We start from the raw sequence: 17,530 nt of genomic DNA, 5'->3' as shown, positions 1-17,530 counted from the left end.
GGTTTGTGAAAGACTTAAAAAAGATTAAAATTTATACAATTCTTATTCATTGCTTTATAATAATAGGAGCAGGACATGGTATTGGAATTTTAGTATTTTTAGATTATTTAAGTGTAAACTCATTATTTAATAATGAATTAACTTTTAGTTTAGATGGAGACTATCAAGATAGATTGGATCTGGTTGGTTTAATTTCTTTCATTGGTAAAATCATTTTAATTATAAGCTTTTTTGTTTCTAGTAAAATCTTTAAGAACACTCTTAATTTAGTTGGTGTTTTAGTATTATGGATTTCCGTTTGTATCTTAACTACAGGAAACTGGAGTTACAATAGTCTATATGCAATATCATTTTTTACAAGTGTACCTTTCTTAATAGCATCGTTGTTTTTAGTTTATTATACTTTTATGAGTTTGAATAATAGGAAATCTATTTCTAAATAACACAGCATTGGTACATTATTTGTGACATTTTCCTCAAATTACATCCATGAAATCTTTAAAATATCTATTACTATCAGTTTGTTTTTTATGTTTTAATTGCGATGACATTGTAGACTGTATTATTAATAAAAGGCCTGAAATACCAGATAAATCTTTTGATGTAGGTAATATTGGGTATTACTACAGCGAAGCATTGACATCAGAAATAAAAAATGAACCTAACGATGATTATTACGATTATTTTTATGACATAAGAGGACATTTACCAGATGGATTAGAATTATATTCTGATTTTAGAACGGTTTCAATTAAAGGTTTTCCTGAGGTTTCTGGGAGTTTTACATTTACAATTCAATTGTACGTAGATCCACCACAATATTATGATCAAGATTCACAAGAATGGGAAGATAATTTGTGTTCCTATTCAACTTCTAAAGAATTTACGATTATAATTAATTAATATTTTACGGATAATTTAATCTGAAAAACATACATCTAAAATAGTTGAAAGTCGTAACTTAGCGGCAACTAAAAACACAACAATTCAAAACTATTTTACATGAAATTTTTTATCGATACAGCAAACTTAGAGCAGATTAAAGAAGCTCAAGATATGGGTATTTTAGATGGTGTTACAACAAACCCATCATTAATGGCAAAAGAAGGTATTACAGGTACCAACAATATATTAAAACATTATGTAGACATTTGTAATATTGTAGAAGGTGATGTGTCTGCAGAAGTAATTTCTACAGATTTTGAAGGTATGGTAAGAGAAGGTGAGGCTTTGGCTGAACTGCATGATCAAATTGTGATAAAATTACCAATGATTAAAGATGGAATTAAGGCTTGTAAATACTTCTCTGACAAAGGGATTAAAACAAATGTAACTTTGGTTTTTTCTCCTGGTCAGGCTTTATTAGCAGCAAAAGCAGGTGCTACTTATGTATCACCTTTTATTGGTCGATTAGATGATATTTCTACAGATGGATTAAATCTTATTGCAGAAATTAGACATATCTATGATAATTATGCTTTTGATACTCAAATTTTAGCAGCTTCTGTACGCCATACAATGCATGTTATAGATTGTGCAAAATTAGGTGCTGATGTAATGACAGGTCCTTTAAGTTCTATAACAGGTTTGTTAAAACACCCTTTAACTGACGCAGGTTTGGCTAAGTTTTTAGCAGATTATAATAAAGGAAATTAAGGTATTTAAACTAAATATTTTTAAAGAGCATCTTGTTTTACAATAAGATGCTTTTTTTGTAATAATTCTTCAAGGGTTTCTTCAAATTCCGAATTAAATATATTGACATTAGGATGAAGAATAATACCATTTTTATCTACAATGATAGATTTATTTAGATAATTAACAGCTAAAATTTTTCGAGCTGCTTTAGAATTCTTAAACTTATATTCATTAATGGTGTTGAAGTTGTAGTTGTTAATAATTTTCTTCCAGAATTTATCATCATTATCATTTACGTTGATTGAAATAAAATCCATTTGAGGATAATTAAGTTTCAATTTTTCTACCATATAATGGCTATTTCTATATTGCGATTTAGAATTAGAAGACCAAAAATAAATGATAGTGGGTTTAGTGATTATAGAGTCTATATAATGCTCAGTATCGTTGTAATTAACTAATTCGATATTTGGAAGTGGATTTCCTTGACGTAGTAGTTTTAGAGAAGATACAAGTTCTTTCATGTAAGATTTGTCTTCATCGTTTGTAGTTTTTGCCAAGTAATAATTGAGTAATTCATTGGCTTCATCTTCCGTGTGGTTATTGCTAATATATTCTCTAGCTTTATATTTTAATAGGTTGTTTTTTATTGCAGTATCACTAATGATACTATCAATTAAATCAAGTTTAGCTTTGTTATAACACATAGCATGTCTATCAAATTTACTATGATAAGGGTTGTTTTTATAATAATTGTTTATAGCCAAATTATCAATATTAGAAAACAAAAAACGGTTGTAAGCAAAAAAGTGACTTAGGTGATTAGCGTTGTAATCAATGTCTTTTCTGTGATTAAAAAATGTTTCTGGTAAATCTTTAATGTGAATCATTTTATTATTACCAAAATAAGCAAAAGGATAAATTTCCTTATCAGCATAAGTATTGTAATTAATATTGGCTTCTACAATAGATTTAAAGAATTCTGACTCCTCATTTTTAAGTAAAAACTCATTAAATTCGGCTAACTGCTTAGATCGTCTAGTTTCTACAAAATCATAAAAAGCTTCTGGTTCCATTTTAGAATACTTAACCAATTGTTTAGCCTCTTGTTCATTAGATAAATACGTTTTTAAAAGATAATTATTTTTTTTAGCACCATTACCAGTAAAAACTAAGGATTCATCAAAATCATAAGTGTTTAGCCTAACCATTATGCTATCGTTAGGTTCTAATAATATCATTTGATATTCGCCACCATGTGTAATGGAATGAAGACCAGGCTGAAGATTCTCTATTTTATGTATAAATCTATTGTTTTTATCTAGAGTTATGGAATCTACAATTTTCCCTTTTGTGTTATAGAGTACAACACTCTTGTTTTTTGGATTTATAATTTCACCGCCAATATATGCATACTCATTAGTATTACCACCTTTGAAATGACATCCAAAAGTAACCGATAGCAAAGTAAGGGCAATTACTATATTTCTAGTAAACATGGGATTTATGTATAAATTCGTTAACAAAAATATACGTTGATTATCGCAACTCTTGTTAATACCTCGTTAAAACTTGTTATAAGGATTGTTAATATCGTCTAACCACATAATTTTAAGGTGTTTATCTGTTTTAGGTAACGTTTTTGGATAGACAGAGTTAACTTTAGGATACTTTTTTATCTCCATATTTAAAAAATTAGAAATTATTTAAAATTCCTATTTGAGTTAATGAGTTGAGTTTGGGTTTAATTTTCTACTTTTGCACTCTTAAAAAAAACACCTTATTTTATAATGAGGTCAACAGAATAAAGTTATAAATTATGTTATCAGTTTCTAATCTTTCGGTTCAATTCGGAAAACGCGTACTTTTTGATGAAGTAAATACTACATTTAATAATGGTAATTGCTACGGAATAATTGGTGCTAATGGTGCCGGAAAATCTACATTTTTAAAAATAATTGCAGGTAAAATGGACCCAACTTCTGGTAGCGTACATTTAGAACCAGGTAAACGTATGTCTGTTTTAGAACAAAATCATAATTTACATGATGAAGACACCGTTTTAGAAACAATTTTAAAAGGAAACAAGCCTTTATATAAGTTAAAAACAGAAATTGATGCACTTTACGCTGATTATACAGACGCAAATGCAGAGAAAATTGGTGAACTTCAGGTTCAGTTTGAAGAAATGAATGGTTGGAATGCTGATAGTGATGCAGCTGCTATGTTATCTAATTTAGGTATTAAAGAAGATTTGCATTATTCATTAATGAAAGATTTAGATGGTAAACAAAAAGTACGTGTGTTATTGGCACAGGCTCTATTTGGTAATCCAGATTTATTAATCATGGATGAGCCTACCAATGATTTGGATTACGAAACCATTACATGGTTAGAAAACTTCTTAGCAAATTATGAAAACTGTGTTATTGTTGTCTCTCACGATAGGCACTTTTTAGATTCCGTCTGTACACATATCTCAGATATAGACTTCGGAAAAATCAATCATTTTTCTGGTAATTATACATTTTGGTATGAATCGTCTCAATTAGCAGCAAGACAGCACGCACAACAAAATAAAAAGGCAGAAGAGAAGAAGAAGGAGTTAGAGGATTTTATTCGTCGTTTTTCAGCAAACGTTGCAAAATCAAAACAAGCAACGAGTAGAAAGAAGATGATTGATAAATTGAATATAGCAGATATAAAACGTTCTAGTCGTCGTTATCCTGCAATTATTTTTGAGCGTGATCGCGAAGCTGGTGATCAGATTTTAAATATTGAAGGACTTTCTGCAAGTCTAGAAGGAGAAACGTTATTTAAAAATATAGATATCAATTTAAATAAAGGAGATAAGGTAGTGGTATACTCTAAAGACTCTAGAGCAACAACCGCATTTTATCAAATATTAAATAATAAAGAAAAAGCAGATTCAGGTAAATTTTCTTGGGGAGTTACAACAACACAATCTTATTTGCCATTAGATAATAGCGAGTATTTTAATAATAAATTAACGCTTGTAGATTGGTTGAGACAATGGGCAACAACAGAAGAGGAGCGAGAAGAAGTACATATAAGAGGATTCCTAGGAAAGATGATATTTAGTGGTGAGGAAGCTTTAAAAACATCAGATGTATTATCTGGTGGAGAGAAAGTACGATGCATGTTAAGTAGAATGATGATGATAAGAGCAAACGTTTTAATGTTAGACGAACCAACTAACCACTTAGATTTAGAAAGTATTACAGCGTTTAACAATTCTTTAAAAAACTTTAAAGGAACTTTATTATTAACTACTCACGATCATGAATTTGCTCAAACAGTAGGTAATAGAATTATTGAGTTAACACCAAATGGTGTTATAGACCGATATATGACGTTTGATGAGTACATGAGTGACAAAAAGGTAAAGGAATTACGTGAGAAGATGTACGGAACTACGGTATAAAACTTATATAGAATAAAAGAAAAAGCTAGTATGAAAATACTAGCTTTTTTTGTTTTGGTAAAGTAAGTGTAGTTTCTAAAACTAATTTAGAATAACAGCAGACTATTCAACTTTAATCAGTTTAATATCTTTAGGATATTCATTCGCTAATCCATTATCAATAAAAGTTTTGTCAAACAAACGATTAATCACCATTGTAGAATCGGTTGCATTTTTTATTATCCATTTTATTTCTTCACCATTTAAATAATTTCTAAGTCGCATAGAGATATACACACCAGAATTACTAATTTCATACTTAGATGTGTCAAAAAAATAATGACTACTTGATATTAGATTTTCTGAAATCTCATAAAAAGGAGGCCAATTGTAACCGTTATCTGGTCTTGGTAGAGGTGGAGGAGGGAAAAAGCTTTCAGGTTTATCTATATAGATTTCCTCTACCCATTTACCATATAGCTGTTCTTTATTCCATTTCGGTTTTTGTAATTTCATTACAAACTCTATGTCTTCATAGCTTAAATTAACGCCCTTGTATGTAGAATCATTGATTTGATTAATTCCAATGACTTTATTATTCAATACAAGAAAAGTAGACGTATTATAATATGCTAAATTCCAATTATAAAACCTTTCTCTAAAGTACATTTGATGATATGTTGAATCTTTAAAATCTATGATTATAGAATCCCTAATAATAGAATCGTTCTTCGATTCAACGAACAACAAGAATGTCTTATTTTGGAATGCACTTTCAGTAATCTTTTGATGGCTGTTGTATGTGCAACTCAAAATATAACATAAAAGAATTATGCTAAATATAAATCTCATTAACAATAGTTAGGAAGCCGCTTCCATATCTGCCTCAACACGTGCAACGATGACCTTTGCTTTTCCTAGTTCATCATTATGTACATATATTTCTTGAATTCCATTACTTAAAGATCCTTGTCCACCTAAACGTTGAGATTCACCTTCGTCTTTTATAATTGGGATAATGTCAGCAAGTTCTAATTCCTCTCTTACACGAGTTGCTAAAATAAAATTGCCGTAATAAACTCTTGTATATTCTGTAGTGCTCATAATTATTTATTTAAACATTTAATAAAAGTTACAAAAATTTATTGAGATTGACACTTAAATAATTCATAATTTTATTGCTTTTAGCTATGCTTTATTTCAAAGCAATAGTTTTTGGTTATTAAAATATTAAATAAAAAAATGTGATATGTTAATTGAAAATTCATTATTTTATATTTTTATAAATGCAAAACAGTAAATATTATAAAATATGGAAAAATCAGCTAATAATTCTGCAGATTCAATACATGCAGAAAATCAAGACTTAAATCCACATGGAAGCTCTGGTTCGGGTAAATGTCCTTTTATACAAGGTGCTATTACAACAACAGAAAAAACAGTGACAGATTGGTGGCCAAATACACTTAATTTGGATATTCTACATCAACATGATACTAAAACAAATCCTTTAGGAGTAGACTTTAATTACCAAGAAGAATTAAAAAAATTAGATGTTGAAGGGCTAAAAAAAGACCTTCATGAGTTTATGACAGATTCTCAAGATTGGTGGCCAGCAGATTGGGGACATTATGGAGGTTTAATGATACGTATGGCATGGCATGCTGCAGGTTCTTACAGATTACCAGATGGACGCGGTGGAGGAGGAACTGGTAACCAACGTTTTGCACCACTAAATTCTTGGCCAGATAACGTAAGTTTAGATAAAGCAAGACGTTTACTTTGGCCAATAAAGAAAAAATATGGTAATAAGGTTAGTTGGGCAGATTTAATAATCCTTGCCGGAACAATTGCATATGAGAGTATGGGTTTAAAAACATATGGCTTTGCTTTTGGTAGAGAAGATATTTGGCATCCAGAAAAAGATGTGTATTGGGGCGCAGAAAAAGAATGGTTAGCTCCAAGTGATGAGCGTTACGGAAATGTAGAAAACCCAGCAACTATGGAAAATCCGTTAGCAGCTGTGCAAATGGGATTAATTTATGTAAACCCAGAAGGTGTAAACGGTAAACCAGATCCATTAAAAACTGCTTTACAAGTTAGAGAAACTTTTAAGCGTATGGCTATGAATGATGAGGAAACTGTAGCTTTAACAGCAGGTGGTCATACAGTTGGTAAAACTCATGGAAATGGAGATGCCAGTATTTTAGGTCCTGATCCAGAAAGTGCTGATGTAGATGCGCAAGGTTTAGGTTGGTTTAACCCAACTAAATCAGGAAAAGGAAGATATACAGTAACAAGTGGTTTAGAAGGTGCATGGACAACACACCCAACCAAATGGGATAATGGCTTTTTTGAAATGTTATTTAACCATGATTGGGAATTACGTAAAAGCCCAGCAGGAGCCCTACAATGGGAGCCAGTTAGTATTGCTGAAGACGATATGCCTGTTGATGTTGAAGATTTAACAACTAAGCACAATCCAATGATGACTGATGCGGATATGGCTATGAAAATGGATCCAATCTATAAGGAGATTTCATTAAAATTCATGAATGATTTTGATTACTTCACTGACGCTTTTGCTCGTGCTTGGTTTAAGTTAACACATCGTGATATGGGACCAAAAGACCGTTGGTTTGGGCCAGATGTACCACAAGAAGATTTAATATGGCAAGATCCTGTTCCTAAAGGAAATAAAGATTATGATGTAGAGGCTGTTAAAGCTAAAATTGAAAATACAGATTTAACTATTGCAGAATTAGTGTCTACAGCTTGGGATAGTGCAAGAACCTATAGAGGTTCGGATTTTAGAGGTGGTACAAATGGTGCTCGTATTCGTTTAGAGCCGCAAAATGCTTGGGAAGCTAATGAGCCTGCTCAATTACAAAAAGTACTTGCTGTTTTAGAACCAATTGCTTCAGAATTTGGAATTAGTGTTGCAGATACTATTGTATTAGCTGGTAATGTTGGTGTAGAAAGAGCTATTAAAAATGCAGGATTGAGTGTAAATGTACCTTTTGCTCCAGGTAGAGGAGATGCGTCACAAGAAATGACTGATGTAGAGTCTTTTGAATCTTTAGAACCAGTTGCTGATGGATATAGAAACTACCAGAAACAAGAGTATGTAGTTAGTCCAGAAGAAATTCTATTAGATAAAACGCAATTACTAGGATTAACAGCGGCAGAAATGACCGTCTTAGTTGGAGGAATGCGTGTTTTGGGAACCAACTATGGCGGAACAAAACATGGTGTGTTTACTGAAAATGAAGGTGCTTTAACTAACGATTTCTTTGTGAACCTTACGGATATGATTTATGAGTGGAAATCCCTAGATAATGGCACTTACGAAATTAAAAATCGTAAAACCGGAGAAGTTAAATATACAGCAACTCGTGTAGATTTAGTTTTTGGATCTAATTCTATTTTACGCGCATATTCAGAATTATATGCACAAGATGATAATAAAGAGAAATTTGTTAAAGACTTTGTTGCAGCTTGGACTAAAGTGATGAATGCCAATAGATTTGATATTTAATTATTTTAAACACCGTTATTTAAAAAAGGAATTCTCATTTTCGGGCATTCCTTTTTATTTAAAAAATATTAGAGAATGAAAAAGGATACAGACGTTTTTTTTGAAGCGATTCGTACAGGAGATAAAGACCGAATAAAAGCCTTAATGAGTATTAATCCGCAATTGGTAAATGAAAAGGATCAGCGTGGATTTACACCACTTATTTTAGCTACTTATTTTGAAAACGAAGAAGTTACAAACATTCTATTAGAAAATAATGCTGATATAAATGCTAAAGATGCATCAGGTAATACAGCTTTAATTGGTATTAGTTTTAAAGGCAATTTGTCGTTAGCAATTACATTATTATCAAATGGTGCAAATGTTAATGCTGTAAATAATACAGGAACAACAGCTCTAGTTTTCGCTACTCAATACAACAAAAAAGATATAGTAAAATTACTTTTAGAGTATAAAGCAGATAAGACTTTGAAAGATAACGATGGTAAAACAGCCTTAGATTATGCTCAAGCAAAAGGCTTCGATGAGATTATTTCTTTATTAAAGTGAAATAGCAGATATATTGATTTCAAAATTTAAAAAAAATAATAACAGAACAAGTTCATTAAACAAATAAAAGTTTATTAAACTGTATGAGATATTTAAAAAGCAAAAACCACTTTAAAAAATTAAAGTGGTTTTTCTAATATATTAATATAAATGTTTAAGTTGTTTTAATCATTTTTAGCAAAATAACCATCGTTAGAAACTGCAGCATCACTTATAGAAATGCTTCCGGTTTTAAACCAAACTTCTGCATAATTACCGTCTGTGTATTGTTTTTGAATATCTCCACCATGTGTTTCTGCACCAGAACACCAGTTTTTATTAATCTCTGGAGATTTTCCGTTGGTTTGGTTATAGCAACCCAATTTAAAGAAACAACCTTCACCTGTATAAGCCTCTTTGCGCTCTAAACCATCTTGACCTAATGGAAAGAATAGGTTTTTAGTTTGCTCTGGTATATCTGCTACCGTTGTATATTCAGATTCTACGATGTTTTTTGTGAATGTTTTAGTCTCATGTCCAGGACTTGAGAATGTAAGGTTCATAATACCATCTTTAACTTCAATAGTATAACTAAATTCTTCTCCTAGTTTTATACCATCAGCTGGTTCTTCTGGATATGTGTTTGCATCTGTACCAACCACAGAGAAATCATTTCCCCAAACCGCGGAAGAATAATCCCAACGTTTAGAATTATCGTCACCAGCAGTGTTGATTTCATAATGCCAAAATACAGACCCTTTATCTTGTCCAGGATATTTTTTGTAGAATATTTTAAGCGGTTCATTTTCAAAGGCATCTGCACTATGTATTTGCCCTACTACTACAGCGTGCGTTGCAGCAACACGAGCGTCACCAGTAGCTGAGACATTCATTACTTTTAAAGTTGCTGTTAATTTATCATCAGCAGTTTTAGGGTACCATTTTTTTGTTTGGGCTAATTCAGTTCTTGTATTATTAGATGTACCGTGTGTGTTACCACCATTAGGCGCTTTAAACACTACCCAATTATTTTTACCATCATTTGTGGTGTAAAAGAAGTCTTTGTTTTCAAAATCAATTGGGATACCTACGTTAGAACCATCACCTAGGATGAGTTTCCAATTATCGAAAAACGGAATTACGTCACTTGCGTAAACGGTTTTAGGTGTTTCTTTTTCGCTTTCTGTTACGGTAGGTGTTTCAGTAGTTTTGGTTTCATTTTTGCAACTACTCAGTGTAAATATAGCACTTAAGGTTAAACCTATTGATACTGATTTAATTAGTTTACTATTCATTTTAGTTATTATTTAGTTGATTTAAAGTTAAACATTATGGAGCGTTGAAATAACCAAACTAAGGTAACGAAAATTTGGTTAACCAATTATTTTAGGACCCTTTAATTGAGGTTTGAATTGTAAAAATTTATAATAGTGGATTGTGAAATGCTAGCAAATTACTTTTTTGCCTGTAACAGAATCACTGATTATTTAAATGTTATAAGGAATAGCACATAAGTAGATGTTATTTTGGTAAATAATTGAGCAGTTAAAAATCTAAAGGTTATTTTGGTTTTACGGCATAAAAAAAACCACCTTACGTAAGTAAAGTGGTTTTTATATTTTTCTTTTTCGGTATATCTATTTGTCTATAGAACCCAAAACACGTTTCATAAAGTTGTTGACTGCGTCTTTTTTAGAAGCACCATCTTTAATCATTTTATTGACTTCAATTGCACCATACATGTTAGAGATTAATTCTCCTATAACGTCTAATTCTTCGTCTTTTAAAGAAGGAACTTCGGTAAGAGCTTCTAGTGTTTCAATCGTTTCAATGATATAATCTTCATCATTATCTTCAATAAATTGTGTTAAGTGTTTAATTACAGGTAACTTCATACTTAAATAGCTTCTTCTACAAGTTCTTTTAATACATCGAACTTATTTGTTTGTACTTGGCTTTTAAATTCACCTTTTTTAAATGTAGCAAATGTTGGTAAATTATCTACCGTTGCTAATTTTCTACTTTCAGGAAATTTTTCAGCATCAGCGATAACAAAAGTTGCTCCTTCGTTTTCAGTTGATAATTTCTTGAATTTAGGTTTCATTATTCTACAATTTCCACACCAAGTGGCAGAATATTGAACGATTACAGTATCATTTTCTGAAATGATATTCTGTAAATTATCTTGATCTAATTCTTGAATCATAATCCTTTAGTTTTTTTAGCCTATCAGGCTTTCAAAACCTGATAGGTTTAATAATTTATTCCTAATTTAAGTGAGAAGATAAATACTCTTTAGTACCTTGAGCACTTGCTTGCATAGCTTCTTTTCCTTCTTCCCAGTTTGCAGGACAAACCTCACCTTTTTCTTGAACATGTGTTAGGGCATCAATGATTCTTAAATATTCATTGACGTTTCTACCTAATGGCATGTTATTAACACTCTCGTGTTGTATAGTTCCTTCCTCATCAATAATGTAAGTTGCTCTGTAAGTAACATTATCACCTTCAACAGTTACAAGTCCTGTTTCTTCATCAAATTGCTCGTTAAAAGTGTCTAAAATACCTAAAGCAGAAGCAAGGTTACGGTTAGAATCTGCTAAAAGTGGATACGTTACACCTTCGATTCCTCCATTATCTTTAGCTGTGCTTAACCAAGCAAAATGTACTTCTGCAGTATCACAAGAAGCACCTATAACTATAGTATTTCTTTTTTCGAATTCACCCAAAGCAGCTTGAAAAGCGTGTAACTCAGTTGGACAAACAAAAGTAAAATCTTTTGGGTACCAGAATAAAACCACTTTTTTATTATTGTTTTTTGCTTCCTCTAGAACGTTCACTTTAAAAGTGTCGCCCATTTCATTCATTGCGTTTACGTTTAAATCTGGGAATTGTCTTCCTACTAATGCCATGTTATAATATTTTAATTTGTTAATTAATTTTCTGATACAAATTTAGTAAGTAGAGTCGTACTTTTTAATAGGGTTTGATTATGATAAAGAATAGTGAAATAGCAAGTTTATATGGCATCAAAAAAGAGGGTTAAATATTATCATTATGATAATATAACCCCTAAAAAAGTATCAACCTGATAAATAATAACTAAAAAGCCTAGGCTATTGACTACTATTTATTTGTTAACATTTTAATTTTAATTCGGAATGCAGCAAATAATAGAGTTGTAAAAGGACTTAACCAATTAAATATTGCGTAAACAAAATAGTCTGCTACGCCAACACCTAAAACACCACTATGGTAAGCTCCACAGGTATTCCAAGGAACTAAGGCTGAGGTTACTGTGCCAGAATCTTCTAGAGTTCTACTTAAATTTTCTGGAGCTAGCCCTTTGTCCTCGAATGCTTTTGTAAACATTTTACCTGGTACTACAATTGCTAAATATTGGTCAGAAGCGGTTACGTTAAGAGCTAAACAACTTGCAACAGTACTTGCAAATAATCCAAAAGTTGTTGTAGCTAAACTTAAAAGTGCTTTACTTATTCTAGCTAATGCACCAATGGCATCCATAATACCACCAAAAACCATTGCGCAAATAATTAACCAAATAGTGCCTAACATACCAGACATACCTTTACCTGAAGCAGAAAACAATTCGGCTAAGGTTTCATTATTAGTAGCAATAGTGGTTTTTACTGTTATAGCATCCATAACTCCTTTATAAGCAGAACTTATAGTTAGTTTTTCTACACCTGCAATTTGAGCTACAATTTGAGGTTGAAATATTAAAGCAAAAATAGCACCTAATAAAGTACCAAGTAGCAAAGCAACTAAAGGCGGTGTTTTTTTTACAATTAAAGCAATAACAAAAATTGGTACTAAAAATAGCCAACCGTTAATATTAAAGGTTTTGTCTAAATCATTAATAAGGGTTGTTGTATCTGCTGTACCTTCAGGGCTTTGGGTAAAACCTAATATTAAAAAAAAAATAAGCGTTACAATAATTGTTGGTACCGTAGTTATAGACATGTATTTAATATGTGTAAATAAGTCTCCACCTGACATTGCAGGCGCAAGATTTGTCGTATCACTTAAAGGTGACATTTTATCTCCAAAATATGCTCCAGATAATATGGCTCCAGCCGTCATTCCTAAGGATATCCCTAATACATCTCCAATACCAATTAGAGCAATACCAACTGTTGCAGAAGTGGTCCAAGAGCTACCAGTAGCCACTGAAATTATAGCACATATAATTACGCAAGCGGTTAAAAATATGGTTGGGTTTAATATTTGTAACCCATAATAAATCATTGCAGGTATAATTCCGCTTATAAGCCAAGTACCTGCTAATGCACCTACCATTAATAAAATTAATAAAGCTCCAGCTGTAGATTTAATGTTTTCGGCAACCTCTTCAATCATTTGTTCAAAAGTAACTTTGTTAAAAAAACCAACAATAGCCGCTACAGAAGCTCCAAGTAAAAGAATAAATTGATTACTGCCACTTAAAGCATTATCTTCATATACAAATACGTTGTAAGCAAGCATTCCAACCAAGGCAAACACAGGTATAAGAGCTTCCCAAATGTTAAGTTCGTTATTTTCAACAATTTGTTGGTCTTGTGGTTGTTTTGGTTTTATGTCTTTACTTTCCATTTAATATTTGTTAATTATTTATCTTCTGTAATGTTACGACTTTGTTAAACCAATTGCAAATACGCTGCATATTTAAGGCATAGAAATATAAAAGGTTAGGGCTTTATGAGCACCTAACCTTTATTAATATTTTAGTAGATTAAGGATTATAAAATATTTAGTTCTTTCATACATTTATTTATCATTATATATGTACGTTCAATGTCTGCGTCCAATCCAATAGAAAAACGAATTAATCCGCTACTTAATCCCATAGATTTTTGTTCTTCTTCAGGTATTTCAGAAGATGTAGAGCTTCCAGGAGCACTAAATAATGTTTTGTAAAAACCTAAACTCACGGCTAAATAACCTATTTTATTTTGCTGCATTAATTCCATAAGAGCATTAGCTTTTTCTAATGTGCCAACATCAATAGTAAGCATGCCTCCATAACCGTATTTTTCATTCAACATAGATTTAAACAATTCATGAGATGGGTGAGAGGTTAAACCAGGATATACAGTTTTTAAACCATCTTTTTCAAATTTCTCGGCTAAAAAAGATGCATTATGGCTATGTTGCATCATTCTAAGATGTAATGTTCTTAAATTCTTCAGTACCGAAGCAGAACGTAAACTATCCATAGTAGACCCTAATAACATTGCAGCACCATTATTTACGTTTCTTAAATCGTCAATAAATTCTTGAGAACCACAAACAACACCTCCAACGGTATCAGAAGAACCATTGATAAACTTTGTTAAGCTATGTATTACAATATCTGCTCCAAAAGCAATAGGAGAAATGGATAAAGGAGAAAAAGTATTATCTACAACGAGTTTTAAATTATACGTTTTAGCAAGTTTTGCTAAACTGCTAATGTCAGCAACTTCTAATAATGGATTGCTAACCGTTTCACAGTAAAGTACTTTAGTCTTTGGTGTAATGGCAGCTTCAATGACATCTAATTTAGTGATGTCTACAAACGTAGTTTCAATACCTAAACGAGGTGCAAAATTTTTAAGAAAAGCATAAGTCCCACCATATATTGTTCTACTACTTACTACATGTTCTCCTGCATCACAAAGTTGTAATAAAACAGGTGTAATTGCTCCCATGCCAGAGGCAGTAACGGTTGCCGTTTCAGTACCTTCCATAGCAGCTAATGCTTCACCTAAATATAGGTTTGAAGGAGATGAATGACGAGAGTATAAATAACAACCATCTGCATTACCTTCAAAAGTATCGAACATAGTTTTTGCGGATAAAAAAGTATAGGTTGAAGAATCCGAAATAGAAGGATTAACACCTCCAAATTCTCCGAAGTATTGTAAATCTTGAATATTGTTAGCAGGTTTAAATTTCATAATTATCTAATTTATATAACATCAAAAATCGTAAAATTTAGATTAATAATCAATCTATGCTTTTGATTTTGGATTATTTGTTGGTAAAATGTTTAATTTATAGATGTATTTTAGGTATTTTTATTCTATTGTACATTAATTCCGAAAAAACACAAGTATGATTTTTGATGAAATAGACAGAAAACTATTGATTTTGTTGCAAGACGATAGTAAACAAACAAATAAAGCATTGGCTCATCAACTTAATTTGTCGGTTACTGCGGTTTATGAGCGAATTAGAAAACTTGAAAAAAATGGTATTCTAAAAAATTACGTAGCTTTAGTTGATAAAAGCAAAGTACAAAAGGATTTTGTGGCTTTTTGCCATGTTAAGCTAGTGCAGCATTCACAAGAGTATGTTGTTAAATTTGAACGCGAAGTTAATTTGCTAAACGAAGTGTTAGAATGCTATCATCTGAGTGGAGATTACGATTATTTATTGAAGGTGTTGGTAAAAGATATGAAGGCATTTCGGGAATTTATGGTAGAAAAACTAACGAAAATAGACCATATTGGTAGTACACATAGTATGTTTATGATAAATGAAGTAAAGCATACAACTGCAATCTCACTTTAACTCAGGCAACCATTCTTAATAGTTTTACGTCTATATAAATATTACCTATATTTATTTTTTTATTGACCTTTAAAACTAATTGAATTTTAATCCAAAAGCGTTGAATATGTTTAAGAAACTATTATTTTCCTTTATTATACTATTACTATTGGTATCATGTGCAAGTGTAGAAAAACATAATCAAAAAATTACACAATTACATTCGGTTGCAGAGCTACATCAAGATATAGATAAGCTTTACACACAGCTAAAAAGAAACCATCCGCATTTATATCAATTTACATCAAAAGAAACACTAGATTTTAAATTCGATAGTTTAAAGCAAGCTATAAACAAGCCAATGGATAGCAGAACATTTTACAAACAGTTGGCAGCTGTAACTAAATATGTTGGACAAGGTCATATGTCTTTATCTCCCCCAAGTTTGCGTTATACCAAAAAAGAAAGAAAAGCCTTAAATAATACAAAATTCGATGTTAATAATTTAGATTTCGAATATTTAGATAACAAGTTATTTGTAACTAATGCAAGAGAAAATGATACTCTTTTAATTAATGCCGAAGTATTATTAGTTGAAAATGAAAAGCCACAACATTTAATTAATAAGTACAAAAAAGTGATTGCTTCAGATGGGTATAATACTACGTTTCATCAACGCGTAGCAGGTAATCGATTTTTGGGTTATTATGTTAAGGATAAAGGACGTTTTGATAGTATAAGTTTTAAATTTAGAAACGCAGATTCAACATTTGTAAAACAATATAAACGCGTATTAAAAAAAGATACTACAAATGTAAAAAAGGATTCTATATCAACAGATTCAACATTAAAAAAGCAGAAAAAAATAAAGTTGACTAAAACTGAAAAGAAGGCAAAAAAATTAGAACGAAAGGCTAAAAAAAAGCACAACTCTAAATATGGTTATATTGCTTCTAGAGATGAGTATACTAGAAATCTAAATTTTGTTGGTAAAGACAGCGCTGTTGCTTTATTAAAAATTAGAGGCTTTTCTAATAATAAATATAAAGACTTCTATGATGAAACTTTTAAAACCTTAGATTCGTTAAAAACTGAAGCTTTAATTATAGATTTACGAAACAATTTTGGAGGACGACTTAGAGAAATTACCTATCTGTATAGTTATTTAACAGATGAGAACTTTGTAATGATTAATCCAAGTGAGGTTAATACTAGAACACCAGTTCTTAAAAGTATGATGAGTAACACAACACCAAATTCATTAAAAGTATTAGGTGGAATTCTTGCTCCAGTTTTAGCAACTCTTGAAGTTTTTAAAACCAATAAAAAGGATGGTAAATTGTACTATAATTTTAAATCTTCTAAAGAACAAGAAGCAAATCCTTTAAACTTTAAAGGTAAGGTTTATGTGTTAATTAATGGAAACTCTTTCTCAGCATCATCAGTGTTATCTACAAAGCTTCGAGGTGCTAATCGTGCTACATTTGTAGGCGAAGAAACTGGTGGAGCTTTTAATGGTACTGTGGCCGGAATGTATAAAATTTATGAAACACCAAACACAAAAGTACGTGCAAGAATTGGCTTAGCTCATATTGATGCACCAAATAAAGTAAGTCCAGATGGTTACGGTATAAAACCAGATGTTGAAATAATACCAACTTATCAAGACCGATTAAATAATATAGATCCAGAATTAGAATGGGTTTTAGAAGATTTAGAAGCAAAGCATTAAATACCTAGTTCTTTAATTAAGAGGTTTTAAAATTGGTAAATTAGTAATGTAAATTGTATCATTTAGAAATTAGTTTTTTTCAGAATAATACATTTTACAATCTAGCGATGCAGCA

General features: G+C 31.1%; 17 protein-coding genes. 8 read left to right on the top strand and 9 right to left on the bottom strand.

Going from position 1 to position 17,530, the window contains the following annotated elements; all coding sequences use genetic code 11:
• Positions 1-5: 5 nt before the first annotated feature.
• The 3 genes from HNV10_RS11245 (at position 6) to fsa (ending at position 1,656) form a co-directional block, all read left to right on the top strand.
• Positions 6-443 (top strand): hypothetical protein, encoded by a 438-nt coding sequence (locus HNV10_RS11245; protein WP_173301450.1) that lies wholly within the window; start codon positions 6-8, stop codon positions 441-443.
• A 46-nt stretch (positions 444-489) separates the two neighbouring features.
• Positions 490-903: a hypothetical protein gene (locus tag HNV10_RS11240; RefSeq protein ID WP_173301449.1), complete on the top strand. Its 414-nt coding sequence runs from the start codon at positions 490-492 to the stop codon at positions 901-903.
• Positions 904-1,002: 99 nt separating this feature from the next.
• Positions 1,003-1,656, top strand: coding sequence for a fructose-6-phosphate aldolase (gene fsa / locus HNV10_RS11235; protein WP_173301448.1), 654 nt, complete (start codon positions 1,003-1,005; stop codon positions 1,654-1,656).
• A 20-nt stretch (positions 1,657-1,676) separates the two neighbouring features.
• Here the strand turns inward: fsa and HNV10_RS11230 are convergent, their stop codons facing one another.
• Positions 1,677-3,137: a TlpA family protein disulfide reductase gene (locus tag HNV10_RS11230; protein ID WP_173301447.1), complete on the bottom strand. Its 1,461-nt coding sequence runs from the start codon at positions 3,135-3,137 to the stop codon at positions 1,677-1,679.
• Between the two features lie 320 nt (positions 3,138-3,457).
• Between HNV10_RS11230 and HNV10_RS11225 the strand changes: the two genes are divergently transcribed.
• Positions 3,458-5,083, top strand: coding sequence for an ABC-F family ATP-binding cassette domain-containing protein (locus HNV10_RS11225; RefSeq protein ID WP_173301446.1), 1,626 nt, complete (start codon positions 3,458-3,460; stop codon positions 5,081-5,083).
• Between the two features lie 102 nt (positions 5,084-5,185).
• Here HNV10_RS11225 and HNV10_RS11220 read toward each other — a convergent pair whose 3' ends face one another.
• Positions 5,186-5,731 (bottom strand): hypothetical protein, encoded by a 546-nt coding sequence (locus HNV10_RS11220; RefSeq protein WP_173301445.1) that lies wholly within the window; start codon positions 5,729-5,731, stop codon positions 5,186-5,188.
• Positions 5,732-5,923: 192 nt separating this feature from the next.
• Complete coding sequence (locus HNV10_RS11215; protein WP_173301444.1) at positions 5,924-6,166, bottom strand: putative signal transducing protein; 243 nt, start codon at positions 6,164-6,166, stop codon at positions 5,924-5,926.
• 208 nt (positions 6,167-6,374) lie between these two features.
• Between HNV10_RS11215 and katG the strand changes: the two genes are divergently transcribed.
• Both katG and HNV10_RS11205 read left to right on the top strand, forming a co-directional pair.
• Positions 6,375-8,600: a catalase/peroxidase HPI gene (katG, locus tag HNV10_RS11210; protein WP_173301443.1), complete on the top strand. Its 2,226-nt coding sequence runs from the start codon at positions 6,375-6,377 to the stop codon at positions 8,598-8,600.
• Positions 8,601-8,675: 75 nt separating this feature from the next.
• Positions 8,676-9,149, top strand: a complete 474-nt coding sequence (locus tag HNV10_RS11205; RefSeq protein WP_173301442.1) for an ankyrin repeat domain-containing protein — start codon at positions 8,676-8,678, stop codon at positions 9,147-9,149.
• A 164-nt stretch (positions 9,150-9,313) separates the two neighbouring features.
• On the opposite strand, the gene HNV10_RS11200 is transcribed toward HNV10_RS11205, so the two are convergent.
• From HNV10_RS11200 to HNV10_RS11175, 6 genes are all read right to left on the bottom strand, one after another.
• Positions 9,314-10,423 carry a polysaccharide lyase family 7 protein gene (locus tag HNV10_RS11200; protein WP_173301441.1) on the bottom strand — a complete coding sequence of 370 codons (1,110 nt, stop codon included), beginning with the start codon at positions 10,421-10,423 and terminating at the stop codon, positions 9,314-9,316.
• Between the two features lie 342 nt (positions 10,424-10,765).
• Positions 10,766-11,023: a DUF6952 family protein gene (locus HNV10_RS11195; RefSeq protein WP_173301440.1), complete on the bottom strand. Its 258-nt coding sequence runs from the start codon at positions 11,021-11,023 to the stop codon at positions 10,766-10,768.
• 2 nt (positions 11,024-11,025) lie between these two features.
• Positions 11,026-11,334, bottom strand: a complete 309-nt coding sequence (locus HNV10_RS11190; RefSeq protein ID WP_173301439.1) for a thioredoxin family protein — start codon at positions 11,332-11,334, stop codon at positions 11,026-11,028.
• A 61-nt stretch (positions 11,335-11,395) separates the two neighbouring features.
• Positions 11,396-12,040: a peroxiredoxin gene (locus HNV10_RS11185; RefSeq protein WP_173301438.1), complete on the bottom strand. Its 645-nt coding sequence runs from the start codon at positions 12,038-12,040 to the stop codon at positions 11,396-11,398.
• Positions 12,041-12,254: 214 nt separating this feature from the next.
• Positions 12,255-13,742, bottom strand: a complete 1,488-nt coding sequence (gene nhaC, locus HNV10_RS11180) for a Na+/H+ antiporter NhaC (RefSeq protein ID WP_173301437.1) — start codon at positions 13,740-13,742, stop codon at positions 12,255-12,257.
• A gap of 146 nt (positions 13,743-13,888) precedes the next feature.
• Complete coding sequence (locus tag HNV10_RS11175; protein WP_173301436.1) at positions 13,889-15,088, bottom strand: aminotransferase class I/II-fold pyridoxal phosphate-dependent enzyme; 1,200 nt, start codon at positions 15,086-15,088, stop codon at positions 13,889-13,891.
• Between the two features lie 157 nt (positions 15,089-15,245).
• On the opposite strand from HNV10_RS11175, the gene HNV10_RS11170 reads away from it, so the two are divergent.
• Together HNV10_RS11170 and HNV10_RS11165 are read left to right on the top strand one after the other, a co-directional pair.
• On the top strand, positions 15,246-15,704 hold the full coding sequence (locus tag HNV10_RS11170) for an Lrp/AsnC family transcriptional regulator (RefSeq protein ID WP_173301435.1): 459 nt from the start codon (positions 15,246-15,248) through the stop codon (positions 15,702-15,704).
• A gap of 106 nt (positions 15,705-15,810) precedes the next feature.
• A complete protein-coding gene (locus tag HNV10_RS11165; RefSeq protein ID WP_173301434.1) occupies positions 15,811-17,415 on the top strand; it encodes a S41 family peptidase in 1,605 nt (534 codons plus the stop codon).
• Positions 17,416-17,530: the final 115 nt, after the last annotated feature.

The organism is Winogradskyella litoriviva (genome assembly GCF_013249065.1).
GTDB classification, from domain to species: domain Bacteria; phylum Bacteroidota; class Bacteroidia; order Flavobacteriales; family Flavobacteriaceae; genus Winogradskyella; species Winogradskyella litoriviva.
The sequence above is the reverse complement of the archived record's forward strand: the minus strand, read 5'-3'. Positions and strand labels throughout refer to the sequence as shown.

Bases quoted from the DNA above. Each gene is read 5' to 3' on its own strand.
- HNV10_RS11240 (WP_173301449.1), top strand. From the start codon at position 490: ATGAAATCTTTAAAATATCTATTACTATCAGTTTGTTTTTTATGTTTT.
- fsa (WP_173301448.1), top strand. From the start codon at position 1,003: ATGAAATTTTTTATCGATACAGCAAACTTAGAGCAGATTAAAGAAGCT.
- HNV10_RS11230 (WP_173301447.1), bottom strand. From the start codon at position 3,137: ATGTTTACTAGAAATATAGTAATTGCCCTTACTTTGCTATCGGTTACT.
- HNV10_RS11225 (WP_173301446.1), top strand. From the start codon at position 3,458: ATGTTATCAGTTTCTAATCTTTCGGTTCAATTCGGAAAACGCGTACTT.
- HNV10_RS11220 (WP_173301445.1), bottom strand. From the start codon at position 5,731: ATGTACTTTAGAGAAAGGTTTTATAATTGGAATTTAGCATATTATAAT.
- HNV10_RS11215 (WP_173301444.1), bottom strand. From the start codon at position 6,166: ATGAGCACTACAGAATATACAAGAGTTTATTACGGCAATTTTATTTTA.
- katG (WP_173301443.1), top strand. From the start codon at position 6,375: ATGGAAAAATCAGCTAATAATTCTGCAGATTCAATACATGCAGAAAAT.
- HNV10_RS11205 (WP_173301442.1), top strand. From the start codon at position 8,676: ATGAAAAAGGATACAGACGTTTTTTTTGAAGCGATTCGTACAGGAGAT.
- HNV10_RS11200 (WP_173301441.1), bottom strand. From the start codon at position 10,423: ATGAATAGTAAACTAATTAAATCAGTATCAATAGGTTTAACCTTAAGT.
- HNV10_RS11195 (WP_173301440.1), bottom strand. From the start codon at position 11,023: ATGAAGTTACCTGTAATTAAACACTTAACACAATTTATTGAAGATAAT.
- HNV10_RS11190 (WP_173301439.1), bottom strand. From the start codon at position 11,334: ATGATTCAAGAATTAGATCAAGATAATTTACAGAATATCATTTCAGAA.
- HNV10_RS11185 (WP_173301438.1), bottom strand. From the start codon at position 12,040: ATGGCATTAGTAGGAAGACAATTCCCAGATTTAAACGTAAACGCAATG.
- nhaC (WP_173301437.1), bottom strand. From the start codon at position 13,742: ATGGAAAGTAAAGACATAAAACCAAAACAACCACAAGACCAACAAATT.
- HNV10_RS11175 (WP_173301436.1), bottom strand. From the start codon at position 15,088: ATGAAATTTAAACCTGCTAACAATATTCAAGATTTACAATACTTCGGA.
- HNV10_RS11170 (WP_173301435.1), top strand. From the start codon at position 15,246: ATGATTTTTGATGAAATAGACAGAAAACTATTGATTTTGTTGCAAGAC.
- HNV10_RS11165 (WP_173301434.1), top strand. From the start codon at position 15,811: ATGTTTAAGAAACTATTATTTTCCTTTATTATACTATTACTATTGGTA.